Origin of the sequence: Erythrobacter sp. SCSIO 43205 (genome assembly GCF_019904235.1) — a bacterium.
In the GTDB taxonomy this organism is placed as follows: domain Bacteria; phylum Pseudomonadota; class Alphaproteobacteria; order Sphingomonadales; family Sphingomonadaceae; genus Erythrobacter.
On record NZ_CP063202.1, the window covers coordinates 1,950,541 to 1,975,594 of the forward strand.

At 57.6% G+C, this 25,054-nt stretch carries 22 protein-coding genes and 1 tRNA gene; 17 read left to right on the top strand and 6 right to left on the bottom strand.

The window, feature by feature from the left end:
• Positions 1-20: 20 nt before the first annotated feature.
• Together INR77_RS09210 and thiE are read left to right on the top strand one after the other, a co-directional pair.
• Complete coding sequence (locus tag INR77_RS09210) at positions 21-911, top strand: fructose bisphosphate aldolase (protein WP_223070785.1); 891 nt, start codon at positions 21-23, stop codon at positions 909-911.
• A 57-nt stretch (positions 912-968) separates the two neighbouring features.
• Complete coding sequence (gene thiE / locus INR77_RS09215) at positions 969-1,634, top strand: thiamine phosphate synthase (protein ID WP_223070786.1); 666 nt, start codon at positions 969-971, stop codon at positions 1,632-1,634.
• A 9-nt stretch (positions 1,635-1,643) separates the two neighbouring features.
• On the opposite strand, the gene INR77_RS09220 is transcribed toward thiE, so the two are convergent.
• Positions 1,644-2,051: an elongation factor P gene (locus tag INR77_RS09220; RefSeq protein WP_223070787.1), complete on the bottom strand. Its 408-nt coding sequence runs from the start codon at positions 2,049-2,051 to the stop codon at positions 1,644-1,646.
• A 224-nt stretch (positions 2,052-2,275) separates the two neighbouring features.
• Between INR77_RS09220 and efp the strand changes: the two genes are divergently transcribed.
• The 4 genes from efp (at position 2,276) to INR77_RS09240 (ending at position 5,771) form a co-directional block, all read left to right on the top strand.
• Positions 2,276-2,836 (top strand): elongation factor P, encoded by a 561-nt coding sequence (gene efp, locus INR77_RS09225; RefSeq protein WP_223070788.1) that lies wholly within the window; start codon positions 2,276-2,278, stop codon positions 2,834-2,836.
• Between the two features lie 7 nt (positions 2,837-2,843).
• On the top strand, positions 2,844-3,662 hold the full coding sequence (locus INR77_RS09230; RefSeq protein WP_223070789.1) for an inositol monophosphatase family protein: 819 nt from the start codon (positions 2,844-2,846) through the stop codon (positions 3,660-3,662).
• Positions 3,663-3,706: 44 nt separating this feature from the next.
• A tRNA-Leu gene (locus INR77_RS09235) sits at positions 3,707-3,791 on the top strand.
• A gap of 180 nt (positions 3,792-3,971) precedes the next feature.
• The gene (locus INR77_RS09240; RefSeq protein WP_223070790.1) at positions 3,972-5,771 is read left to right on the top strand and encodes an SLC13 family permease; all 1,800 of its coding nucleotides are present in this window, start codon (positions 3,972-3,974) and stop codon (positions 5,769-5,771) included.
• Between the two features lie 343 nt (positions 5,772-6,114).
• On the opposite strand, the gene INR77_RS09245 is transcribed toward INR77_RS09240, so the two are convergent.
• Positions 6,115-6,294, bottom strand: coding sequence for a hypothetical protein (locus tag INR77_RS09245; RefSeq protein WP_223070791.1), 180 nt, complete (start codon positions 6,292-6,294; stop codon positions 6,115-6,117).
• Positions 6,295-6,447: 153 nt separating this feature from the next.
• Positions 6,448-8,046: an isocitrate lyase gene (locus tag INR77_RS09250; protein WP_223070792.1), complete on the bottom strand. Its 1,599-nt coding sequence runs from the start codon at positions 8,044-8,046 to the stop codon at positions 6,448-6,450.
• Positions 8,047-8,195: 149 nt separating this feature from the next.
• Between INR77_RS09250 and INR77_RS09255 the strand changes: the two genes are divergently transcribed.
• The 5 genes from INR77_RS09255 to INR77_RS09275 all read left to right on the top strand — a co-directional run bounded on the left by INR77_RS09255 (position 8,196) and on the right by INR77_RS09275 (position 15,571).
• Complete coding sequence (locus INR77_RS09255; RefSeq protein ID WP_223070793.1) at positions 8,196-9,518, top strand: short-chain fatty acyl-CoA regulator family protein; 1,323 nt, start codon at positions 8,196-8,198, stop codon at positions 9,516-9,518.
• Positions 9,519-9,650: 132 nt separating this feature from the next.
• Positions 9,651-11,039 (top strand): TIGR03013 family XrtA/PEP-CTERM system glycosyltransferase, encoded by a 1,389-nt coding sequence (locus INR77_RS09260; RefSeq protein WP_255573713.1) that lies wholly within the window; start codon positions 9,651-9,653, stop codon positions 11,037-11,039.
• Positions 11,040-11,041: 2 nt separating this feature from the next.
• The gene (gene prsK, locus INR77_RS09265) at positions 11,042-13,189 is read left to right on the top strand and encodes an XrtA/PEP-CTERM system histidine kinase PrsK (RefSeq protein ID WP_255573714.1); all 2,148 of its coding nucleotides are present in this window, start codon (positions 11,042-11,044) and stop codon (positions 13,187-13,189) included.
• Positions 13,189-14,553 carry a PEP-CTERM-box response regulator transcription factor gene (gene prsR, locus INR77_RS09270; RefSeq protein ID WP_223070795.1) on the top strand — a complete coding sequence of 455 codons (1,365 nt, stop codon included), beginning with the start codon at positions 13,189-13,191 and terminating at the stop codon, positions 14,551-14,553. The genes prsK and prsR overlap by 1 nt, the downstream gene beginning before the upstream one ends.
• A 40-nt stretch (positions 14,554-14,593) precedes the next feature.
• Positions 14,594-15,571 carry a bile acid:sodium symporter family protein gene (locus INR77_RS09275; protein WP_223070796.1) on the top strand — a complete coding sequence of 326 codons (978 nt, stop codon included), beginning with the start codon at positions 14,594-14,596 and terminating at the stop codon, positions 15,569-15,571.
• On the opposite strand, the gene panB is transcribed toward INR77_RS09275, so the two are convergent.
• Together panB and INR77_RS09285 are read right to left on the bottom strand one after the other, a co-directional pair.
• Positions 15,561-16,433 carry a 3-methyl-2-oxobutanoate hydroxymethyltransferase gene (panB, locus tag INR77_RS09280; protein WP_223070797.1) on the bottom strand — a complete coding sequence of 291 codons (873 nt, stop codon included), beginning with the start codon at positions 16,431-16,433 and terminating at the stop codon, positions 15,561-15,563. The two genes, INR77_RS09275 and panB, sit on opposite strands and share 11 nt — an antisense overlap.
• Positions 16,434-16,551: 118 nt before the next feature.
• The gene (locus tag INR77_RS09285) at positions 16,552-16,737 is read right to left on the bottom strand and encodes a hypothetical protein (RefSeq protein WP_223070798.1); all 186 of its coding nucleotides are present in this window, start codon (positions 16,735-16,737) and stop codon (positions 16,552-16,554) included.
• 115 nt (positions 16,738-16,852) lie between these two features.
• Between INR77_RS09285 and INR77_RS09290 the strand changes: the two genes are divergently transcribed.
• The 4 genes from INR77_RS09290 to INR77_RS09305 all read left to right on the top strand — a co-directional run bounded on the left by INR77_RS09290 (position 16,853) and on the right by INR77_RS09305 (position 21,259).
• Complete coding sequence (locus tag INR77_RS09290; RefSeq protein ID WP_223070799.1) at positions 16,853-18,253, top strand: sodium-dependent transporter; 1,401 nt, start codon at positions 16,853-16,855, stop codon at positions 18,251-18,253.
• Between the two features lie 101 nt (positions 18,254-18,354).
• Positions 18,355-19,236 carry a recA-like protein gene (locus INR77_RS09295; RefSeq protein WP_223070800.1) on the top strand — a complete coding sequence of 294 codons (882 nt, stop codon included), beginning with the start codon at positions 18,355-18,357 and terminating at the stop codon, positions 19,234-19,236.
• A complete protein-coding gene (locus tag INR77_RS09300; protein ID WP_223070801.1) occupies positions 19,130-20,761 on the top strand; it encodes a DNA polymerase Y family protein in 1,632 nt (543 codons plus the stop codon). The genes INR77_RS09295 and INR77_RS09300 overlap by 107 nt, the downstream gene beginning before the upstream one ends.
• Before the next feature lie 135 nt (positions 20,762-20,896).
• On the top strand, positions 20,897-21,259 hold the full coding sequence (locus INR77_RS09305) for a PilZ domain-containing protein (RefSeq protein ID WP_255573715.1): 363 nt from the start codon (positions 20,897-20,899) through the stop codon (positions 21,257-21,259).
• A 104-nt stretch (positions 21,260-21,363) separates the two neighbouring features.
• Here INR77_RS09305 and INR77_RS09310 read toward each other — a convergent pair whose 3' ends face one another.
• On the bottom strand, positions 21,364-21,990 hold the full coding sequence (locus INR77_RS09310) for a phosphoribosyl-AMP cyclohydrolase (RefSeq protein ID WP_223070802.1): 627 nt from the start codon (positions 21,988-21,990) through the stop codon (positions 21,364-21,366).
• A 209-nt stretch (positions 21,991-22,199) separates the two neighbouring features.
• Here INR77_RS09310 and INR77_RS09315 point away from each other — a divergent pair, with 209 nt between their 5' ends.
• Positions 22,200-23,453 carry a putative DNA modification/repair radical SAM protein gene (locus INR77_RS09315; RefSeq protein ID WP_223070803.1) on the top strand — a complete coding sequence of 418 codons (1,254 nt, stop codon included), beginning with the start codon at positions 22,200-22,202 and terminating at the stop codon, positions 23,451-23,453.
• A 142-nt stretch (positions 23,454-23,595) separates the two neighbouring features.
• Positions 23,596-25,053 (top strand): UdgX family uracil-DNA binding protein, encoded by a 1,458-nt coding sequence (locus INR77_RS09320; RefSeq protein ID WP_223070804.1) that lies wholly within the window; start codon positions 23,596-23,598, stop codon positions 25,051-25,053.
• The last annotated feature ends 1 nt before the right edge of the window (position 25,054 follow it).

Genomic DNA, 25,054 nt, shown 5'->3' on the forward strand with positions numbered 1-25,054 from the left:
AAGGGCAGGGATCACAGATCATGAACAAGCAGGAAATGACCGATAAGATCGCAACGGGCCAAGGCTTTATTGCGGCTCTTGACCAATCAGGTGGCTCAACTCCCAAGGCGCTGCGCGGTTATGGTGTCGAGGACAGCGAATGGTCGGGCGACGAAGAAATGTTCGCGCAGATCCATGAAATGCGCTCGCGCGTTATCACATCGCCCTGCTTTTCAAGCGGCAAGGTGATCGGTGCGATCCTGTTTGAGCGCACGATGGATGGCGAAGTCGACGGAAAATCCACTGCGGATGCGTTGAAAGCGCGCGGCATCGTTCCCTTCATCAAGGTTGACCAAGGGCTTGCCGATGAGGTCGACGGCGCGCAAATGATGAAGCCGCTCGATAAGCTGCCTGCACTTCTCGAAAAGTCGGTCGCCCACGGGATGTTCGGCACGAAAATGCGTTCGGTTATCAAATCGGCCAATCCAAAAGGCATCGCCGACGTGGTGGCTCAACAATTCGAAGTGGGCAATCAAATCGCGGACGCTGGCCTTATGCCAATGCTTGAGCCTGAATATGACATCACCGCCGATGACCGTGCCGAGGGGGAAGACATCCTTCTGGCTGAATTGCAAAAGGGCCTCGATGCTCTTCCCGAAGGGCGCAAGGTCATGTTGAAGCTCTCCATCCCGGCGCGTCCTGGCCATTACACAACCTTGATCGCGCACCCTAACGTGCTTCGCGTTGTGGCGCTTTCGGGCGGTTATTCGACCGACGATGCTTGCGCGCAGCTTGCAAAGAACCCCGGCATGATCGCCAGCTTCTCGCGCGGGCTCTTGCAGGACTTGCGCAAAGGACAATCGGATGAAGAATTCGACGGCGCTCTTGGCAAAGCAATCGACCAGATCCAAGCGGCCAGCGTCGCTGGGTAAGCTTCTTTGGCTTGAGGGGCTTTGCGTGGCGCAGCCCCCTCGCTATTGGCTTTGTCCATGAGCGACTTTTCAACCCAGCTTTATCTGATCTCGCCTCTTGATGTGGGTGGCGAGTTTCCTGCGCGCCTTTCTCGTGCGATAGAGGCGGGCGGGGGGCTGGTCACCGCTTTTCAGTTTCGCATCAAAGGTATCACCGACCAGCACGAGGCAGCGCGTCTTGCAGAGCCTTTGCAGGAAATCTGTGCCGCGCACGATGTCGCCTTTATCGTCAATGACGATGTAGCGCTTGCCAAGCGCCTCAAGGCGGACGGGGTGCATTTGGGACAAGATGACGGCGATCCCAAGGAAGCGCGGGAGGAACTGGGCCGCGATGCGCAGATCGGGGTGACGTGCCACGCCTCCATGCACCTTGCGATGGAAGCGGGCGAGGCAGGCGCGGATTACGTGGCGTTCGGGTCCTTTTTCGAAAGCACCACCAAGGACAAGGGCGATGCAGAGCGGCCCACGACCGATATGATCGAACGCTGGGTCAAACTGTTTGAAATCCCACTGGTGGCAATCGGCGGGATTACCCCGGACAATTGCGGACCATTGGTCAAAGCCGGTGCAGATTTTCTCGCGGTTTCAGGCGCAGTGTGGAACCGCGGCTCGAGGGGCGGGCCAGGCGGCGATGAAGCGAAAGCAGTGCGTGACTTCGCACAGGCGATCAAAGCCGCCAGCTAGACCGCAATCCTATTGCCGCCGGTCAGCAAGCCGTGTGCAAAGAAGCTCGCCCTTTTTTCCATCGCGTTCCAGTTTGCGCAGCTGATTGTCGCCAACCCGCTCAAAGCGCTCGCCATTCTTGGGGCCAGCGGTAAAAGTCAGACTGCGTCCGCGAAGGATATATGTCCCATCGCCCGCTGCACTGCTGTAGCGTGATGCGGTGCTGATGCTGAAGCCTTCGTCCGGGACCGCCTGATAGGCATCTCCACCCGCATCGCCCGGAAGCGCGCATTGGTAATCCCCGTGCGGCATAGTGCGCAGCATTCCTCCGCCGGGAGGCTGCGATTGCATCGAAGTGCCTGCGGTTTTTGGCAGCACAGGACCGGCAGTTGCAACAACTGCCCCGATGGCGAGAAGGATGATTAAGGATGTGCGCATAACAGGTTCGCTACTGAGATGCAGCTTTACTACGCATTTACCGCTCAGCCTGCCAGCGCGTTAACCGTAAAATCGTGTTTCGGATTGCTTCGCTTGGGAGCCGAACCTCGCTGCGCTTGCTCAAGGGGAAGAGAGCCGCTATTGGCGCGGGCTCTGTATATGACAGCGCTAACCCCCATATGACGGGCGCAGGCGTTCCCACTTTTATTGAAAGCACGTTTCCCATGAAGATCAGCGGCGTCGATATTCGTCCCGGCAATATCATCGAATATGAAGGTGGCATCTGGAAAGTCGCCAAGATCCAACACACTCAGCCCGGAAAAGGCGGCGCCTATATGCAGGTCGAGATGAAGAACCTGCAAGATGGCCGCAAAACCAACGTGCGCTTCCGCAGCGCCGACACGGTTGAGAAGGTGCGCCTCGATACGCAGGACTATCAGTTCCTTTATGAAGACGGCGATATGCTCGTTTTCATGGACACCAACACCTATGAGCAGATCAACCTGCCCAACGACCTTCTCGGCGATGCGCGCCCGTTCTTGCAGGACGGGATGCAGGTGATGCTTGAGCTTTGGGAAGAAAAGCCGATCAGCGTTCAACTTCCTCAGCAGGTCGAAGCCGAAATCACCGAAGCCGATGCAGTGGTGAAGGGGCAAACCGCTTCTTCCAGCTACAAGCCTGCCGTGCTCGATAATGGCGTTCGCATCATGGTGCCCCCGCATATCGAAAGCGGCACGCGCATCATCGTTGATGTGTACGAGCAAACCTACGTCGGGAAGGCTTGAACCTGGCATGAGTATGTTTTCAGGCCTGATCCGCGTGATGGAGCGCGCCGCGCGTAAAGCGGGCGGGCGTTTGCGCCGTGATTTTGGTGAAGTCGAACATCTACAGGTGAGCCGCAAGGGCCCTGCTGATTTCGTCTCTAAAGCCGATATGCGTGCAGAACGCGCGATCTATGACGAGCTGCTCCATGCACGGCCCGACTGGGGCTTTGTGATGGAAGAGGCAGGGGTCATCGAAGGCGCACCGGATAAGCCGCGCTGGATCGTTGATCCTCTCGATGGCACCAGCAATTTCCTTCACGGCATCCCGCATTTTGCCATCAGCATTGCGGTTCAGGAACCTACGCTTGACGGCAAAGGCTGGGGCGAAGTGACCGCCGGGGTGGTCTATGACGTGGTCCAGGACGCGACCTATTGGGCCGAGAAAACCCGCGGTGCTTGGCTTCAGGATGCGCGTTTGCGTGTGTCAGCGCGTCGTCATCTTTCAGACGCTCTGATCGCTACCGGCATCCCGTTCCAGGGCCACGGAGACTTTGCCGAATGGAGCCGCATTTTCGGCGCCATCGGTCCCGAAGTCGCTGGCATCCGCCGTTTTGGCGCCGCCTCGCTTGATCTTGCATACCTTGCGCAAGGGCGGTTTGACGGTTTCTGGGAAAGCGGGCTCAACGATTGGGATACGGCAGCGGGATGTCTTCTCGTGCGTGAAGCGGGCGGTTTTGTTTCGGACTTCCGGGGACGATCAAACCCTATCCACTCCCAGCAAATCCTGGCTGCCAACGACGCTTTGCATTCAAAACTGCACAAGATTTTGGCTGGAAGCTTGCGATAAGGCGCAAGCCTCGCTAATGGGCCTCCTCCTGCTGTAAAGCACGTGCCCCTGTGGTGGAATTGGTAGACGCGTTCGACTCAAAATCGAATTCCTAACGGAGTGCCCGTTCGAGTCGGGCCAGGGGCACCATTTTTCTTTTTCCTCAGCGCTATTCCCTCCGTTACACTTCGGGGCGCTTCCGGGCGAGCGGTCGCCCTTGCGAACACATTGGGTTCGAGGAGACTGACATCTCTGGTCGGGCTTTGGCGCCGAGTAAAATCACTTGCCAAGTCTCTCACAAATTGAGACATCTGCGAGCAGACCTATCTTATGATCGAGATCCCCTCCTATCACGCTATGGCCGCAATGGCCGTCACGATCTTGATGTTTATCGAGTTCGTTCGCGGCAAGCTGTCGATTGAGATCGTCTCGCTTCTCACCATCGCAGTGATCGCGGTGGGGCTCTATTTCTTCCCGCTTCCCGATAGCCGGCCTATTGACGGGCTTGCGCTCGCGTTCGGTGGCTTTGGTCATTACGCGCTTATCACCATTTGCGCTCTGATGATCATGGGCAGGGGCCTTGTGGTCACAGGTGCGCTTGAACCCGCCGCGCGCGTTCTTGAGCGATTGTTCAAATTCAATCTGCAAATCGGACTTTTGATCTCGCTAGTGATCGCTCTGGTATTGTCGATGTTCGTCAATAACACGCCGGTGCTGGTATTGATGATCCCGATCTTCGCAGCGCTTGCTGCCAAAGGCGCTTTACCGACATCCAAGACGCTTATGCCATTAAACGCGGCAAGCCTTATCGGCGGGCTGGCGACCACGATTGGCACCTCGACCAATATCCTTGTGGTTTCGATCGCGGTTGACCTTGGGATGCGTGAGATTGGTGTCTTCGACTTTACACCAATTGTGCTTGGCGCGGCGCTTGTCGCAATTCCTTATATGTGGCTGGTCATGCCGCGCCTGTTGAATGACAATAGCGTTCAGGCGGCCGCCTCTGCGCGAATGTTTCACACTCGCCTGCGGGTTGGAAACAACTCCATGCTGAGCGGCAAAGAGCTCTCCGAAGTAGAGGATAAACTGCCGAGCGGCATAACCTTCCACGGGGTCAGCAAAGGTCCGTTCCAGCCGCAGCAACGCGTCCATATTTCGGGCACGCACGAAGCGCTGGAGGATGCTACGCGAGAACTTCGCGGAGAGCTTGCGCCAAGCTGGGTACTCGACCGCATCAAACGCACCGCTTCTGCCACAGGCATGGATCAGATGGTGGTCGAAATGACCGTGACCGCCGATTCGCGCCTGATCACGCGCACGCTGCCATCCTCCGGGATCGCCGATCTTTATGGCGTCGCGGTGCTGGGTATTCACCGTCCCGAACGCCTTATGGGTGAGCGCGACCAGTATTCCGATGGCGGTGATTTGCGCATCATGGAAGGCGATGTGCTGCTGGTCATGGGGATTGAACCCGACCTCCAGGAATTCGCCCGTGCTGACAGCCTCCTGATGCTCGAAGGTGCGCGCGAGCTTCCCCGTCGTTCCAAAGCGCTGCTGTCCACCGCGATCATGGGATTTTCGGTGATCACTGCCGCAATCGGGATCTTTCCGATCGCGATTTCCGCACTGGCAGGCGCGATCCTGATGTTTGTGACGGGCTGCGTGAAGTTTGACCGGGTGGGAAGGGCGCTGTCCGGTCAGGTGATCGTACTGGTCGCCGCGAGTATTACCATAGGGCGCTTTATCGACGAAAGCGGGGCGGCGGCGTGGCTGGGTGAAAGCTTGTCGCTTGGCCTTGTGTATCTGCCACCTGCGCTGGTTCTGGCGGCAATCATGGCCTTTGTGACCGTGCTAACCAACTTTGCCTCTAACGCGACTGCGGCCACTGTGGGCACGCCGATTGCGTTTAGTATCGCTGCGACCCTTGGCTTACCGCCAGAGCCGCTGGTGCTCGCCGTGCTGTTTGGCTGTAACCTGTGTTACGCAACGCCGATTGCGTACCAAACCAATATGCTGATCATGGCAGAGGGTAAGTATGAGTTCGCTGACTATATCCGCACAGGCGTGCCGCTGGTTGCGATCATGGTGGCGACGCTCTCCGTGCTGCTGGTGCTGAGCTACGGGCTCTAAGTGCAAGCTTCCCTCGCCGATGAGAGGCGGCAAAGAGCGATCCAAAATTTTCCTACATCTGCGCATTATGCGAAGGATGAGGGATGCTCTCACTACCGGACCTTATGCTTCTGAAATCGTGTCTTAAAGCGGTGTTTTGTGAGCAATCTGTTTTTCTGCCCCTGAACAGTGTCTCAAGTGTCTCAAACGGGCTGCTCAGATGCAGCTTGCAGGAACGAATCGGAAAGGAGAAAAGCGCAAACAGTTACGGCCACCAAGCAGGGCATAACCCCGCATGGCGGCCGTGTTCTCCTCCCCAGGAGAATTCTGTGATGGAAAGGCCTGCTGGCCTCGAACCGGCTATTTAGCTCGGCACATACGTGCCCAGGCGGTGGTGCAGAGCGTTGATTTTCGCCAGCTCCTCACGGTCTTCGGTCCCGCGAGCATGGCTCTCCAGCGCGCGGCGCAGGAGTTTCATATCAGCGGTCGAAAGAAGCGCGCGGGCGCGGGCTGGTTCGGTCTTCGGAGTATCGGTGTCGCTCATCGTTTTTCTCTCTGTTGGCCGGGATTGAGGGCCTTTTGATGAGATAAGCTAATGAAGGGTTGGGTTGGTTCCTGCAAGGCTAGTCTTTTGACAGCTTCACAGGAACCAGTGCCCAAACCTTTACGCAGCGGCGAACTGGTTCGCTCTGATGCCTTAGGCGGCAGCGAACTGGTTCATCGTGTTGTCTTTACCGCCCGCCTTAAGGGCAGCTTCACCAGCGAAGTATTCCTTGTGGTCATCGCCAATGTCAGAGCCAGCCATGTTCTGGTGCTTGACGCAAGCGATACCCTGACGGATTTCTTCGCGCTGAACGTTCTTCACGTAGCCAAGCATCGCAGCATCACCGAAGTACTCTTTTGCAAGGTTATCGGTGCTGAGCGCAGCGGTGTGATACGTCGGCAACGTGATGAGGTGGTGGAAGATGCCGGCGCGCTTCGATGCATCGCGTTGGAAGGTGCGGATCTTTTCATCGGCCTCAGCAGCAAGCTCGGTGCTGTCGTAGTCGACACTCATCAGCTTGTCGCGATCGTACGCAGACACGTCTTTGCCGGCCTCTTCCCAAGCATCAAAGACTTGCTGGCGGAAGTTGAGGGTCCAGTTGAACGAAGGCGAGTTGTTGTAAACCAGCTTTGCGTTCGGAATGACTTCGCGAACACGGTCCACCATGCCGGCGATTTGCTCGACGTGGGGCTTCTCGGTTTCGATCCACAGGAGGTCTGCGCCGTTCTGAAGCGAGGTGATGCAGTCAAGGACGCAGCGGTCTTCGCCAGTGCCAGAGCGGAACTGGTAAAGGTTCGATGGCAGGCGCTTAGGAGCAAGCAGTTTGCCGTCGCGGCTGATGAAAACCTGACCGTTGGTGATGTTGGCTGGGTCCACTTCGTCGCAGTCGAGGAAGGAATTGTACTGGTCGCCAAGGTCGCCGGGCTCTTTCGAGTAAGCGATTTGCTTGGTGAGGCCAGCGCCGAGCGAGTCGGTACGGGCAACGATCACACCGTCTTCAACGCCCATTTCGAGGAAGGCGTGGCGGCAAGCGCGGATCTTTTGAAGGAAGTCTTCGTGAGGAACAGTAACTTTACCATCCTGGTGGCCGCACTGCTTTTCGTCAGACACCTGGTTTTCGATTTGCAAAGCGCAGGCACCTGCTTCGATCATCTTCTTGGCGAGGAGGTAAGTCGCTTCTGCGTTACCGAAACCAGCGTCGATGTCGGCGATGATCGGAACAAGGTGGGTTTCATAGTTGTCGATCTTGTTTTCGATTTCCTTGGCCTTGACTTCGTCGCCCGCATCGCGCGCTGCATCAAGATCGCGGAACATCATGCCAAGCTCGCGAGCGTCAGCTTGCTTGAGGAAGGTGTAGAGCTCTTCGATCAGCGCCGGAACGCTGGTCTTTTCGTGCATGGATTGGTCGGGGAGGGGACCAAATTCGCTGCGCAGCGCGGCAACCATCCAGCCCGAAAGGTAGAGGTAACGTTGCTTGGTGGAGCCGAAGTGCTTCTTGATCGAAATCATCTTCTGCTGAGCGATGAACCCGTGCCAGCAGCCAAGCGATTGAGTGTAGTTGGCAGGATCGGCGTCGTATGCTTCCATATCAGCGCGCATGATTTTTGCGGTGTATTTCGCGATGTCGAGCCCGGTCGGGAAGCGGTTTTGGATCGCCATACGAGCGGTGGCTTCAGGGTCGATTGCGTTCCAGCTTGGGCCGCCGGCCTCAATTGCGGTGCGCATATTTGCGATAGCAGATTGGTAAGTCATGAAACCGTCCTTGGTAGTTGGGGAGGGATGAGGGCCCATTGGCATGGTGGAGCGCAGCGCAACAGGAAAAGTTACAAACATTATTGTCTATATCGCACAGGGATGGGATCAATCTTGTGTAATGATGTAAAGATGTTTACAAAGCTGGTATGACAGATTCCTCGCTCCTTGCCGGACCATCACTGCGCCGTTTGCGTAAACGTGAAGGGCTGACCCAAGCTGCTATGGCCGCCTCTTTGGGCATATCGCCGAGTTACCTCAATCTTATCGAACGCAATCAGCGACCGCTTTCCGCACGCGTTTTGGTGCAGGTGATAGAACGGTTCGACTTTGATCCGCGCGACATTCGCGAGGATGAAGCCATCGGCGGGGTGGACGGTCTTGCACGCAGGATGGCGGACAAACGGTTTGCAGATCTTGGTATTGACCGCGAAGAATTGCGCGAATTCCTTTCAGTCGCTCCGCAAGCTGCTGCGGCTTTTGCAAGGCTCTATGACAATTCAGATGCCACCACGCCAAGCGACGATCCGGCAGGCGATGCAAGGCGCGCGGTGGAGCGGTGGCAGAACCATTTTCCAGACCTCGATCACGCAGCAGAGGAATTGTCGGACCAACTGCGCTTGTCACGGGGCGATTTGGCGGCCGCGCTTTCTGAGCGCTTGCGCGAAAAACACCGACTGACGGTGCGTATTCTGCCAGCCGATGTGATGCCCGGCATGATGGCACGCCTCGATCTTCATGCGCGTCAATTGCAGATATCCGAGATGCTTGGCGGCGCAGCTAGGCGTTACCAGATTGCCCGCCAAATTGCCGTTCTGGAACATCGCGACCTTATCGAAACGCTGGTGGAGGGGGCGAACATCGCGTCTAGCGAGGGCCGCGACAAATTTCGCGAGCACGTGACCAACTACGCGGCGTCCTCCCTGCTCATGCCTTACAGTCGTTTCCTTCGGGCCTGTGAGCAGACGGGGTATGATCTTGCTGTTCTCACCCGGCGTTTTACGGTGAGCCTGGAGCAACTGGCAGATCGCCTCACCACGCTTCAGCGGGTTGGCGAAAGGGGTCTACCCTTCTTTTGCGCGCGATTTGGACGCACAGGGCGTATGATCCACTTTATTGCCGGCGCAAGCGGAGCTGCCTATCCGCTTGAAGGCGCGCGCTGGCCTGCATGGGTTCCCTATGCAGCTTTCGAACGGCGCGGATCATTGCTCACCCAATCCGTCTTGTTCGGAGAGGGGGAAGCTATCCCCCGGCATTGGTTCACTATGGCTAGCACTTTTGAAATCAGTGGCGAAGCCTGCTTGTCGAGGCGCGCGGTGGTGCTGGGCATTGAGGCACGATACGCCGAGAACTTGGCTGATGCGCGCGGCGTTTCACTTGATCCGCTCGATGCAATCCCGCTTGGAACCCCTTGCAAGGCGTGTGGTAAGGTCAACTGCTTGACGCCTGCACCGGGGCGGATGGCTCTTTAGGGTGCGTTAACCGCTGCAAGTCCTGATTTCATGCGGGCTTGCGTACACCTTGTAAAGTTTACCGACACTTAAACTCTCAAGCGTAAGAGGAGGCTTGATAAGCACATATTAGCCCAAGGCGCGCGCGTTTTTATGATCCGGTTGTTCAAGCACTACATTCCTCACGCAGTGATGCTGCTCGGCATCCTCGACTTTGCGTTGTTGGTGATCGCGAGCGAGGCGGCATGGCAATTGCGCGCCAATCAAATTGGTATGGATCCAGGGCCGATTGATGGTCGCTGGCTCCCGCTGCTTGGATCGGCATCCGTCGTTTGGTTGGCCATGATCGCGGTCGGGGTTTACGGGCCTTACGCTTTAAGATCACTGCGTTTTGCAGGTGCGCGCCTCCTGGTTGCGATCAGCCTTGGTATTATTGCGCTTGCAACGATTGACTGGATTTTGCCCGGAGAAACCTTCTGGCGCTCAACACTGCTTTACGCGATGGGCCTTGCAATTTTTGTGCTCGTTGCTGACCGCCTGCTCCTTAACAGTTTCCTTGGCTCATCGGCGTTTCGCAGAAGGGTAATGGTTCTGGGCGCAGGCGACCGCGCACAGCGTTTGCGCGAATTGAGCGACAAGCCCCGAATCCGGTTTTGTAATCGTCTCATACATCGCCATGGGAGAGCCAGAACGCGCGTGGTCGAAGAGGCCATTGCGCGCGAGGCCATCCATGACCTTGGCCGGTTTGTCGAAAACCTCGGCGTGAGCGAAGTGGTCCTCGCCCTGCAAGAACGCCGCAATTCGCTGCCTCTTTCGGACCTTTTGCGGATCAAGACCAAAGGCGTGCACGTCAATGACTTTTCCAGCTTTCTGGAGCGTGAGACAGGGCGCGTGGACCTTGATACCGTCAATCCCAGCTGGCTCATTTTCTCTGATGGTTTTTCGAGTGGCCGGATGTTGTCGAGCGCGGTCAAGCGCCTGTTCGATATCGTTGCCTCACTCATTCTCCTCGCCCTCACTTTCCCGGTGATTTTGTTGTTCGCGCTGATCGTGAAGCTCGACAGCAAGGGGCCTGCTTTCTTCAAACAGGAACGTATCGGACTTTTTGGCGAACCCTTTCACCTCATCAAACTGCGCTCAATGCGCGTTGATGCTGAGAAAGATGGCGCGAAATGGGCGGCTGAAAACGATGATCGCATTACCCGCGTTGGCCGATTTATCCGCAAGGTTCGGATTGATGAATTGCCGCAAACCTGGAGCGTTCTCAAAGGCGAAATGAGCTTTGTTGGCCCGCGCCCCGAAGTGCCCAAATTTGTGGATGATCTTCAAAAAGAGATCCGTTTTTATCAAGAACGCCATATGGTAAAGCCCGGCATCACAGGGTGGGCCCAGATCAATTATCCTTACGGCGCCTCGACGGAGGACAGCCGCAGGAAGCTCGAATATGATCTGTACTATGCCAAGAATTACACTCCCTTCCTCGACTTTGTGATCCTGTTGCAGACCGTGCGCGTTGTCCTTTGGCCAGAGGGTGCGCGCTGATCGTGGCCGAAATCACCAGCCTTGGTCCCGTGCTTGCATGGATTTGCTATCTTGCCGGAGCGATTGCTTCTGCGGGGGCGCTGGTGTGGATTGCGCAGTTTGGCGATCCCAATCGCCCTGATCGCAAAGCCGTTCTGGCAGCCTTGGCGACCTGTGTGGTCTGGTGCAGCCTTTCCCTTGCCGCCGAGCCTGCGAGCGTCGCCGTGGCGATTGCCGAAACCGCCCGCAATCTAGCGCTTTTGGCGGTGATTTTTCAGCTATTTGCCGCAGATGGCCGGGACGAAAGCCTCAAACCTACACGGCCTGTGATTGTCATTCTCGTGATGGTTCAGTTGCTACAATTGCTCCTGATCGTAGTCGAGGTGCAGGCAAGCGCCTTTCCCGAAGTGATCCAGCTGACAACCGAGATCAGTGGATTTTTCTCAATGATGGTGGCGATTGGTGCGCTTGTGCTGTTGCATAATCTCTACGCAGGGGCCGCGTCTGCCTCGCGCCGTATCATCCTGTGGAGCGGCGTGGGGCTGGGCGCATTTTTTGCCTATGATCTGAACCTCCATACGCTTGCTTATCTTGGTCAGGAAAATCCGCCAATTCTGGTGTCTTTGCATGGTCTTGTCGCTGCTGTGATGGCTGTGATGATCGCGTTCGCCGCCAATGCGAGCAGCGCAGGCCTTGAGTTCAAGCCATCGCGTGCTGTCACTTTCCAGACGCTCTCGCTGCTTGTGATTGGCTCCTATCTCATCGTTATGGTGATTGTGACGCGCAGCCTTGCGCTGCTTGGCGGAGATGTCGGTCGCGCAAGCCAGATTGCATTTCTTGTCTTTGCAATTGCAGTTGCCGCGATCTGGCTTCCATCGCACAGGATCAGACGCTCTGTCCGGGTGATGGCAGCCAAGCATTTGTTCCAGCATCGCTATGATTACCGCGAGGAATGGCTTCGCTTTACCCGCACGATTGGCCATGTCTCCAACAATCGCAGCAGCTTTCAGGAACGCGCGGTTAAAGCGCTTGCCGACATCACCGAAAGCCCGGCGGGGCTTCTCCTTATGCCCAATGAAGAGGCTCAGCTTGAGCTTAACGCACGATGGAGTTGGCCGACACTCGATGTACCAGCCTTGGCGAGTGATCACGTTCTGCCAAGCCTTTTGGAACAGCACAATCACATCCTGGCGCTGGATGAGGCGCGCGCTGGGATTGAGTATTTTGGCGAGCTTGCCCATATTCCCCAATGGCTGATCGAGGCTGAGGATGCCTGGGCGCTTGTCCCGCTTATCCACTTCGACCGGCTTGTTGGCGTCATCGTTCTGGCGCGCCCCCCGATTGAGCGGCGTCTGGATTGGGAGGACTTTGACCTCCTGCGCGTAGGCGGGCAGCAATTGGCGAGCTATCTCGCAGAGCAAGCCGGACAGCAGGCTTTGATGGATGCAAGCCGCTTTGACGAGTTTAATCGCCGTATGGCGTTCGTGATGCACGACATCAAAAACATCGCGAGCCAGCTCTCGCTTCTTTCTCGCAACGCTCAAAAGCACGCGGATAACCCTGATTTTCGCGCCGATATGCTCGTCACTCTTCGCAATTCATCGGACAAGTTGAACATTCTTCTCGATCGCCTCGGGCGGTATGGTTCGGGACAGGCGCAAGAGGTGCGCGAGCTTGATCTCAATGACCTTGCCGTCAAAGTTCGGGACCGGTTCAAGGGTGTGCATCCCGTATCCTTCTCGCGCACGGAACCTGTCCGGGTGCTTGGTGATGCAGAGGCTTTGGAGCAGGCGCTCATCCATCTCGTCCAGAACGCTGTGGATGCAAGCGAAAGCGGTGCTGAAGTCATTTTGACCACATCGCGCGATGCTTTCACAGGGTCGATCGATGTGATCGACACCGGCTCTGGCATGACCCCTGAATTCGTGCGCACAGGGCTGTTCAAGCCTTTCGTCTCTTCCAAGCAGGGTGGCTTTGGAATCGGCGCTTTCGAAGCGCGTGAGATGATCAAGGGCATGGGCGGACGCCTTACCGTTGAAAGCCGGGAGGGGCTGGGAACCCGGTTCAGCGCAAGCCTGCCTGTTCCCGAAGCGGCGCGGCTGCGCGGTGCCAATGCACCAGCACACACAATTTCTGACGAACAAACCCAAAGCAAGGAAGAGGCCGCCTGATGGCTGACAAAAAACCCGTTCTGCTCGTCGTTGAGGACGATGAAGGTCTGCAAGCGCAATTAAAATGGGCTTACGAGGACTTCGACGTCGTCATCGCAGGCGACCGTGACAGCGCGATTGCGGCGCTGCGCAGTGAGATGCCAGCGGTTGTCACACTCGACTTGGGCCTCCCGCCAGACCCCGATGGAACCACCGAAGGGTTCGCCGTACTCGATGCGATTATGGCGCTTAAACCCGACACCAAGGTTATCGTAGCCAGCGGGCACGGCGCGCGCGAAAGTGCGTTGCAGGCCATTGAGCGCGGGGCTTATGATTTCTACCAAAAGCCTGTTGATATTGAGCAGCTTGGCCTGATCGTTCGGCGCGCTTTCAACCTTCACAAAATCGAAGATGAAAACCGCCGCCTGGTTGCTCATGCGAGCGAGGACAAGACCGTTCTTGGACGCCTCATCACCGGCGCGCCGGAGATGGTAAAGGTCGCTCGCACGATTGAGCGGGTGGCTTCTACCAATGTGTCGGTCATGCTGCTTGGCGCGTCCGGCACGGGTAAGGAACTGCTCGCACAAGGGCTCCATGATGCAAGCAACCGCCGTGACAAGCCATTTGTTGCCATCAACTGCGCTGCGATCCCTGAAAACCTTCTCGAAAGTGAGCTTTTTGGCCACGAAAAAGGTGCGTTCACGGGGGCTGTGAAAACCACCGAAGGGAAGATCGAAAGCGCCAATGGAGGCACGCTGTTCCTCGACGAGGTGGGCGATATTCCTTTGCCCTTGCAGGTCAAACTCCTCCGTTTTCTTCAGGAACGCACCATCGAGCGGATTGGTGGGCGCAAAACCATCGCGGTCGACACCCGGATTGTATGCGCAACGCACCAGAACCTTGAGGCGATGATTACCGAAGGGACGTTTCGCGAAGATCTGTTCTATCGTTTGGCCGAGATTGTTGTTCGCATTCCGGGCCTTGCAGAGCGGCATGGCGACGCTGTCCTGCTTGGCAAAGCCTTCCTCAAACGCTTTGCTGCGGAAATGAACCCGGCGGTGACAGGCTTTGCTCCCGATGCCCTTCGCGCGATTGATGGCCATGATTGGCCGGGCAATGTGCGCGAGCTTGAAAACCGGGTGAAGCGCGCAGTCATCATGGCGGACGGCAAACTTGTTGCAGCAGCTGATCTCGACTTTGAAGGCGATGAGGATGAGGACGAGGAAGTCCTCAACCTCAAATCCGCCCGCGAACAATCTGATCGCCGCGTAATCCGCCATGCCCTCGCTCGCAGCGAAGGTAATATCTCCAGCACGGCGAAGCTGTTGGGGATCAGTCGTCCGACGCTTTACGATCTCCTCAAGCAATACGATTTGCAGGTTTAGGCTCGACAGCTGAGATTGATCAGGGCAGGGCGCGGCGGATATGCTGTCGCGCCTGTCCATTCTTGCCGATCCGATGATCGTGGTGCTGATCACCGCGACCCTTTTAGCGAGCGTGGTCCCAGCCGCAGGCGAGGCGAGAGGCATCGCTCAAAGTGTCTCTAACGTTGCAATTTTTCTTCTTTTTCTCGTCAACGGGATGCGCATTGCGCGCGGCGAAATTGCCAAAGGTCTTGCGAATTGGCGGTTCTTCGTGCCGCTTTTTGCCTGGGTGTTTGGGGCTATGGCGCTTATCGGCCTGGGCCTCTCGCACATTGCATCAGGGCTGCTTCCGCCGCTCGTGGCGCTTGGCTTTCTGTTTCTTGGAGCGCTGCCTTCAACGATCCAGTCCGCGACCTCTTACACCAGCCTTGCCGGGGGCAATGTCGCCTTGTCGGTAGTGGGCGCTGCGCTTATCAACATCGCCGGAGTTTTCATCACCGCCCCTTTGTTTGCCGCTTTGGCTGGCGGGGAAGCGGTGGATGTTGGCTCCGAAACCATCGTGCGCATCGGCACTATTCTCATCCTGCCCTTCGTAATCGGCCAAGCAGTGCAAGGGTGGACAATTAAGTGGCTAACGACACGGAAATCAGATGTCGCATGGCTTGACCGGATCGTCATCGGTATTGCCGTTTACGTCGCTTTTTCAGGGGCGGTGGAACAGGGGCTTGGCCAGATGTTTACTCTCCTTGGTTGGGCTGCTCTCATCGGCCTTGTCATGGTCTATCTCTGTGCGGCTTCCGGGGGCGCCTGGCTTACCGGAGGGCTTCTCAACATCGCCCGCGCCGACCGCATCGCTTTTCTGTTCGCCGGCGCGCAAAAAAGCGTCGCTATTGGTGCCCCGCTCGCCGCCATTTTGTTCGCGCCAGATGTCGCTGGCTTCGTGATCGCGCCGCTCTTGCTCTATCACCTCTTACAGCTGATAATCGCAGCGCCGCTCGCAAGCCTGCTAGCCCGAAATTCGAGCGTGCCTAGTCCTTAGGCTGATAAGTCTGCTCCTCAGTCGGGAACGTACGCGCCCGCACTTCCTCGGCATAATGCGCGACCGTTTTTTCGATAACGCTCGCAATATCCTCGTATTTTTTGACAAAGCGCGGCACGCGTTCAAACATTCCCAGCATATCTTCGGTCACCAACACTTGGCCATCACACTGATTGGACGCGCCGATGCCAATCGTGGGGCAGGAAAGGGCCTTGGTTGCCTTGATCGCGATCGGTTCAAGCACCCCTTCAAGAACAACCGCGAACGCGCCCGCCTTATCCAAAGCAATGGCATCACCGACGATCTTGTCCGCCTCTGAATCAGACCGCCCGCGGGCCATATAACCGCCCAGCACATTGACCGCTTGCGGCGTCAGGCCAACGTGACCCATCACTGGGATCCCGCGCGAATTGAGGAATTCGACCGTCTCTGCCATCGCCTCACCGCCTTCAAGCTTCACCGCAGCAGCGCCCGTCTGTTTCAGGAGATAAGAGGCGCTTTCAAAGGCTTGCTCTTTCGATGCCTCATAGGAGCCAAACGGCATATCAACGACGACGACCGAGTGATAGGAACCGCGCACCACTGCTGCACCGTGATTGGCCATCATCTCAAGCGTCACCGGAATAGTGGAGGGCAGGCCATAGATCACTTGAGCAAGCGAATCTCCAACCAAGAGCATATCGCAATGCGCGTCCAGCAATTGTGCCTGACGCGCGGTGTAGGCGGTCAGCATCACCAGCGGATCTTCGGTCACACCATCCTTTTTGCGCGCCCGGATGCGCGGCACGGTCAGCCGCTTCATCGGCTGCGGGGTGGGATTGGCTCGGCTTGTGCTCGTATCGAGCTTGAATGTTGTCGACATGGGGGCAGTCTCTAAACAGGCGAGTGAGAAAAGGCCAAATTTTATGCAGTCGAAGCTGCGATTGGTCTTTGTCGCAAGGCTTGCAAATTGACACGAGTGTCAAGTAAATCCGGCAAGATCAAGGGCGATAGTATCGAAGTTTCAAAGGCTTGATCTTTTCTGGGAATTTGGCACTTTTTTCAACTTTCTTACTCATGGTGATCTCGGCAAGAGGGAGGGCGCAGCCAGTGGGGAAGCTGATGCGCGTGGTGGAAAATGGCAATCGAACGCCTTGGTGGGGAGCCCCGCGCATAAATTCATCCATTGATAACCACACTGCGCCCCTTGGCTATGCGCCAGAATAATTGCAGAACACTGGCCGCATTCGAACAAAGAGCGCTCAAACAAAAGCGCTGCGGATAAAAGGGAACTTTCACACAATGGCAGCATCCAGCGTCGGGCACGAAAACTGGTCATCGCGCAGCGCCTTTATCCTTGCCGCTGTCGGTTCGGCAGTGGGTCTGGGCAATATGTGGCGCTTTCCCGCCGAAGCCGGCGAGAATGGCGGAGGCGCTTTCGTCCTGTTCTACATTTTCTGCGTGCTGCTGATCGGTTTGCCGGTGCTTTTGTCCGAGGTTTTGATCGGTCGCCATGGACAGGCCAATGCGCCTGAAAGCGTGCGCCGCGTCGCGCGCGATTCCAACGCGTCTGGGGGCTGGGGCGTTATCGGGTCCATTGGCGTGTTCGCCGCGTTTCTTATCCTCAGCTTCTACTGCGTCGTTGGTGGATGGGTGGTGTACTACATCGGTGTGTTCGCGGGCGATCTGTTCCAGACGGGCCTGACTGGCGGTGCGTTTGAAGGTCGCGCAGCGGAAGACATCGAGGGGCTTCTTCCGGGCTTGTTTGGCAATGGCGGTTTGATGGCGGGGCTCAACCTTGGGTTCCTTGCCGTCACCATGTTCTTTGTCGCGCGCGGGGTGTCGAGTGGGATCGAATGGGTGGCGGTCTATCTTATGCCACTGTTCTTTATGCTATTTCTTGGGATCACCATCTATGGCGCCTTCACTGGTAACTTCTCCGAGGCGGTTGCCTACCTGTTTACCTTCGATTTTTCCAAGCTCACCCCTGAGGTGATGCTGGCCGCGGTCGGACAGGCGTTCTTTTCATTGTCTCTGGGTGTGGCGGGGATGATGACTTATGGCGCCTATGCCAATCGCGACACCAATCTGGGCGAGACGTCTGGCATTATTGCAGGCGCGGATACCGCCGTTGCTCTGCTTGCAGGTTTGGCAATTTTCCCGATTGTTTTTGCCGCCGGATTGTCGGCAAGTGCGGGGCCGGGCCTTATGTTCCAATCTCTCCCGATTGCTTTTCAGGCGATGCCGTTTGGCTCGCTTATCGGCCTTGCTTTCTTCATCATGATCTTCTTCGCAGCGCTCACCAGCTCTGTTTCATTATTGGAAGCGCCAACGGCCTGGACGCACGAACGCTTCAAGATTACGCGTCCTTCGGCGACGATCATTGTCGGGCTTGGCGCGGCGATTCTGGGTGTGCTTTCGGCATTGTCATTTAATGATCTTGCCGAATTTTATCCGCTTGGGTTCATCCCACTTTTTGCTGAAACCAATTTCTTCGACACGCTCGACGGGGTGACGGCAAAGCTATTCATGCCGATTGGCGCCATCCTCACTTGCGTCTTTGTTGGTTGGGTCGCTGACGCGCGGCTTATTGACGATGAGAACGGCCTTGATGGGGCGTTGCACCTGTTGTGGCGCGTCTTGGTACGCTTTGTGTGCCCGACTGTACTCGCTGTGATCTTGGTTATGGGACTGCTCGCATAAGTTTTACCGAAATAGGGAGGAGTGCGCACTTGCGCTCCTCCTTCTTATATGGAACATAATGGGAACAAAGGGACTTTGCTTGAGTCTCTTCATGTGTTCCTATGACCCAATCGGCTTCTCCTTCTCGGCGCTGTGTGCCGCCCATTTCGCGCCTCTCTGGCGTAGATGTTGCTGCTTTATCGAAACAGCGCGAGGCGCGCTGGCGTCCGGGGCTTACCGATCAACCTTTGCATAGCGAGATTTTTGCCAGCGCGCGTGATGGCAGCGGGGCGGGATTGGCGCTTGCCCTGGCGCGCGATGCTCTAAGTTTTTCTGGGGCCGTGGCGGGGCAAGGTGAAGACGCGCTGGCTGAGGCAGAGGATTTGCGCCAGGTGCTCTGGGTGCAGGACAAACGCGCGGTTCAAATGAATGGGCGACCCTATCTCCACGGGCTGCCTGAGGACTGGCGCGAGCGGGTGATCTGTGTGGAGGCCAGCACGCCTGAGGATGCTCTGTTCGCGCTTGAAGAGGGGCTCAAATGCCGCGATCTGATGTGCGTGATCGGAGAGATTGCGGGCAATCCACGCGCGCTTGATTTCACCGCGTCACGGCGGCTGAGTTTGACAGCGGAAAAGCATGGGGTGGCGCTGTGGCTGGTGCGGTTGGAGGCGCAAGGCGATTTGTCTTCGGCGCGGATGCGGTGGCGCGCGCGGCCTGATGTATCTGAAACCCCGCGTTGGAACGCCGCAGCACCAGGCGAGCCCATGTGGCAGGCCGAATTGTTCCGCGCCCGCTCCCATGCGCCGGGGGAATGGAAGCTTGGGGCGAGGGATGGGCGATTGCGGGTGGAGCCAAAGCCTCAATCTCGCCCTCAACGTCCCTCGGAATACGCTCCCAATGTCACTCTTCCAAAACTCAACAGACCCCAAAAAGGATCGGCGCATTCTAGCGATTTGGTGCGCGCAACTTTCGGTCGATCGCTGGCGGCTGTCGCAAGGGGATAAGACGCGCGGGAGTGAGGGGGAGGGAGAACCTCCAACTGTTCTCATCACCGAAACCGCTCATGGACCGCGCATTGATGCTGTAAACGATGCTGGCCACGGCGTTGGCGCAAGGGTCGGCATGATGCTCGCCGATGCGCGTGCGCTTTACCCCGCGCTTGAAACCGCGCCTTCTGACCCGGCGGGCGATTTGGCATTGCTAGAGAAACTCGCCGTTTGGGCTCAGCGCTGGGGGCCATGGAGCGCGCTTGACCCGCCCGATGGCTTGCTCGTCGATGTGACGGCGGTCGCGCATCTGTTTGGGGGGGAGCGCAGGCTGCTCGCCGATGTAAACCAAGCCTTCGCCAAAAGGCATCTGCGAGTGCGCGCAGGCATCGCCCCCACCGCAGGCGCGGCTTGGGCACTGGCGCATTATGGCCCTCGCGGCAGCATCATCAATCCGCCTCAGGCTGGGGAGGATATGATGCGTCAGCTTGCTGATCTTCCCTCAGCCGCGCTTCGCCTTGATGCTGATGTGATTACCGTCCTGCGCCGTCTCGGCCTTAAACGCCTTGGCGACCTGGCGGATATTGCGCGCGGGGCCACAAGCCGCAAGGAAGCGGCCGCAAGAGACGCGCTGCACCGGCGTTTCAGGGGCAGGAAATCACCGTCCGCCAACCCGCTCACCCGATTGGATCAGCTGCTTGGCCGCGTGCCTGAACCGCTGCTCCCCGTGGTGCCTGAACAAATGCCGCTGGTGCAGCGCCGCTTGATGGAGCCTTTGCGCCATCGCTCGCTGCTCGATCAGGTGCTTGAGGATTTGGCGCAGGATATGGCACGCGAACTCGAAGCCAAAGGCAAGGGCGCAAGGCGGCTTGAGCTGGGAATGTGGCGGGTCGATGGAGAGGTGATTGTGCGCCGCCTTGAGCTTGCCGCTGCCACACGTGATCCTCATCATATCACCCGCCTGTTTGGCGAAAAGCTCGAAGGGATTGAGGCAGGGTTCGGCATCGAAATCGTGCGCCTGCGCGCGTCCTGGGCAGAGCCCCTGGCGGCCTCGCAAAGCGATGTCGAAGAGGCAGCCCAGCGCCATGGCACCTCGATTTCCGCGTGTATTGACCGGCTCACCGTACGCCTTGGCCCGAACGCGGTGCGCCGGCCTGTGCCGTGCGCCAGCCATATGCCAGAGCGCGCGCAAAGCTGGCAGCCTCCTCTTGCCCCTGCGCCCGCTGCGCACACTCCAGTCCTGCGCCATAAAAGGCCGTTGAAGCTGCTCGACCAACCAGAGGCAATCGCCGTCCTTTACGCCTCGCCCGATGGCTATCCCCAGCGCTTTCGTTGGCGAGGCCAGGTGCATGAGGTCGCACGCGTTGAGGGGCCGGAGAGGATTGCGCCTGAATGGTGGCGCGAGCGCTCGACCACCCGGCTGCGTGATTATTACGCCATCGAGGATGCGAAGGGTGCGCGCTATTGGATCTATCGCTCAGGCCTTGTCGGCGATGGTCGTGGAGGCACCCCACAGTGGTATCTTCACGGAATTGCCGCTTGAGCCGCTCATCAAGACTATCAAGCACACTCACGCTCAAAAAGCGTAAAGAAATTAACCACAAGCATTCAGCCATTCTTACGGGATTTTACATATGGTGCAGCCACAAGGACAGCAGGACGACAAGGTGTAGTGCGAATGTCTAACATGGCGAATGTGGCAAAAATGGCGAACAACACTAACCCGCGATCATCTCAGCGGCGTGCTTTGCATCTTATGATCAAGGGCCGCGTTCAATCGCGTTCAATCTATGCCACACTCATCGACATCTCAGAAGGTGGCTGCAAGCTGTCAGCCACTTCAGGCTTTGCCAGTGTCGGTGATAGGGTGACGATCCGCGTGAACGGGATTAACACCCCACTGGGCAAGGTTGCATGGGTCGATGGCAAGATCGCCGGCGTTTCCTTTGAAAGCCCGATGCACATTGCCATCATTGATCACCTTTGCGCCAATATCGACAATGCCAGCGATGAGCAGAGGCAGCGGATGCACCGCGTGTGATTGGGCCTTTGCCCAAACGCTCATTTTTTCAGACATAAAAAGGGGCCGGGAGGAACATCCGGCCCCTTTCATGTGGCAATCCTCTCAATTGCCAGGAAGAAAGTTTAGCTTTCAGGATTGTAAGGGATGGTCGACTTGTGGACGGCCATTTTAAGATCGCCTTGTGCATCACGAATATAGCCGATTGTATATTCAACCTTCACTTCATCGCCGCCGTTTGCCGGAGTGAAGAAGTAATTGCCCATGGCAACGGCCATGTTGCAGATGTTGTTGGTAATCCCGGCATTTTGCCAACGCACATTTGACCACGGAGTGATCGCAAAACCCTTGTCTTCCGGAAAGGAAGCGTTTCCGCCGACAAAATAGGACAAGGCGCCATCAAAAGACGGACGAAACTGTTGAACCGATGCAAGCGTTGGTTTGAACAGAACGAGGCTTTCGTCATAGGCATAGAATCTATCAATGTGATTGATTGCTGCCTGACGATAATCGCCGCCCGAAGAATAGACCTCACCGATTTTGATGATGCCATTGCCCCATGCCTCTTGTGCCGCAATCACCTCTTTTTCGGTGATGCACTGCAACTGAGCCTCTGTCGGCGAACGGGGTTGGTCAGCTCCGATAGGAGTCGTGTTGTCAGTCGTCGCACCAGCAGCAGACGCCAGAAGCGCTGTAACAGCGGCTGTCGCTGCGAGACGAATTTTTCCAAAGCTGATGTCAGTGTTCTTCATTACTTAACTCCTTAAGGGGCCGCGCCCCCGATCAAATCTGAGGCCTACCTAAGGAGAAATTTGGGTCGAAAAAATTCCCCGGCGGGCGTAAGTCAGTGGGTGTAGGCCGCCTGGCCTATGCCTCTGGATGCGCCTTTTTGATGGCCGCATGCAGGAAGGTTGCACACTTTGCATTTGCAGGATTGAGGGCTGGAACATATAAAGAACATATGTCCCAGATCATCCACAAACAGCAAACTTTGCGCGAGCGATTGGAAATCCTTGCCGATGCGGCGAAGTATGATGCGTCCTGCGCGTCGTCTGGCACGGCGAAGAAGAATTCGCTTGGTGGGAAAGGTGTCGGCTCAACCGAGGGGATGGGCATTTGCCACGCCTATGCGCCCGATGGCCGGTGCATCTCGCTGTTGAAGATATTGCTGACCAATCACTGCATCTTCGATTGCCATTATTGTGTGAACCGCAAAAGCTCGAACACGCGGCGCGCGAAGTTCACCCCGCAAGAGGTCGCCGACCTCACGATCAATTTCTACAAGCGCAATTATATCGAGGGGCTGTTTCTATCCTCCGGCATCATCAAAAGCTCCAATCACACGATGGAGCAGCTGATGGAAACAGCGCGGATTTTGCGCGAGGAATATGATTTCCGCGGTTACATCCATTTAAAGACCATTCCGGAAGCCGACCCTCAATTGATTGAACAGGCGGGGCTTTATGCGGACCGGGTGTCGATCAATGTGGAATTGCCCACGCGCGCAGGGCTGACCAAGCTTGCGCCTGACAAGGATGAGGCAGAGATCGAGGGAGCCCTTGCCAAGACCAAGACCCGTATTCTTCAGGCTAAGGATGAAAGAAAGCGTTTTCGCCACGCGCCGCGCTTTGCGCCTGCGGGCCAATCGACGCAGATGATCGTGGGCGCAGATGATGCCAATGACGCCGCGATCGTGAACCGGGCGGCGGGTCTCTACGGTAATTTTGGCCTTCGCCGCGTGTATTACAGCGCCTTTTCGCCGATCCCCGATGCAAGCGCGGTGCTGCCTTTGAAGCGGCCGCCCTTGATGCGTGAGCACCGGCTCTATCAGTCCGACTGGCTCATCCGCTTTTATGGTTTTGGCCCCAATGATGTGGCCGATGCGACGGAAAAGGACGGGAACCTTCCGCTTGATATTGATCCGAAGCTTGCTTGGGCTTTGAAGTTTCGGGGCCAGTTTCCGGTTGATGTAAACCGTGCCTCGAAAGAGCAATTGCTGCGCGTGCCGGGGCTGGGAACGACGGCGGTCGGGCGTATCTTAAAAGCGCGGCGGTATCGGCGTTTGCGGTTGGAGGATGTGGGCAGGCTCATCCAATCCATCGCTAAAGTGCGCCCCTTTCTGGTGGCGGCAGACTGGCGGCCCACGCAGCTGACCGACCGGGCGGATTTGCGAGCGATGCTCGCGCCCAAACAAGAGCAGCTGGAGCTGTTTTGATGGGGCTTGGCGCAACTTACTCCCCTCCCGCTCGTGGGAGGGGCTGGGGGTGGGCTAGCAAGGTTGCGCGGGCCCACCCCGCTGCGACTAGCGAGCAAGCCCGCAAGTCTCACTGCCGCTCCCGCAGGCGGGAGGGGAGGCTATGACTGCCCTCCAAAACGTCTCCCTCGGTGCGCACTACGTCGTCCATCTCCCGCGCCCCGACGACTTTGCCTTTTGGCGCGAGCGTGCGCGGCAGTTGATCCAATGCGATGTGCCCCCTGACCGGGTGAGCTGGGTAGAGCCGGGCGGTACGGGCGATCTCTTCGCTTTTGAGGGGCCCCAAGGATCATCGGCGAGGGGTGAGAAACGCCTGCCAGTGCCGGGCGCAGACGCGGGCGAAGTGCGCGCTTCCAAGCGTTTTATGCACTTGACTCGCAACGCCAGCGTCCATTCTGACCCCGAACGCTTCAGCCTGCTCTACCGCGTGCTCTGGCGGCTTCAATCACAGCCCGGCATGATGCAGGACAGCGCCGACATAGACGTGCGCCGGATCGAGGAACTCGACAAGGAAGTGCGCCGCGACGCGCACAAAATGCACGCCTTCGTCCGCTTCCGAGAGGTGGAGAGTGAAGACGGCGAGCACTACGTCGCGTGGTTCGAGCCCGACCACCACATCGTGCGCCGCGAGGCGGGCTTCTTCATGCGCCGCTTTGCCAATATGCACTGGTCGATCCTGACGCCCAGAGGGAGCATCCATTGGGACGGGGAGGTGATGCGCGAAGGCCCTCCGGCGCGGCGCGAAGATGCACCCGCGGGCGATCCGGTGGAGGCTCTGTGGAAGTCCTATTACGCCTCGATCTTCAATCCGGCGCGGCTGAAAGTGGGCGCGATGCTCTCAGAGATGCCCAAGAAATATTGGAAGAATATGCCTGAGGCAGAGCTTATCCCTCAGCTTATCGCAGGGGCTCAGGCGCGCGAGGCGGGCATGGTGGCAGCAGGGGCGAGAGAGGTGCGCGAGAGCCCCAAGAGCCTAGAGGCTATCGCTCAAGGGATTAGCGCCTGCCGAGACTGTCCCATCGCCGAATGTGGCACGCGCGCTGTGATGGGTGAGGGGGCACCGGGCGCTTCCCTGATGATCGTAGGCGAGCAGCCGGGGGATCAGGAGGATTTGGCGGGGAGGCCCTTTGTGGGACCTGCCGGGCAATTGCTTGATGTCTATCTCGATAAGGCGGGGATTGACCGCAAGAGCGCTTACGTCACCAATGCGGTCAAGCACTTCAAATTCGTGAGCCGAGGCAAGCGCCGCATCCACCAGACCCCGCAAGCCAAGGAAATCGACACCTGCCGCTTCTGGCTTGAAGCAGAACGCGAAGTGGTCGCCCCGCGCGTGGTGCTGGCGCTCGGCGCAAGCGCTGCCAGAGCGATGCTAGGCCGCACGGTGAGCCTTGCCAAAGAGCGCGGGGTGCCCGTGCCACTCGAAGACGGCAGCGAGCTTTGGATCACCGCGCACCCGTCCTATCTGCTGCGCCTTGATGGCGAGGCAAGGGCGACGCAAGAGCAGCTTTTCGCGCGCGATCTGGCGGCGGTGCAAGGGCGCCTCTCAGAGTTGGCGGCATGAG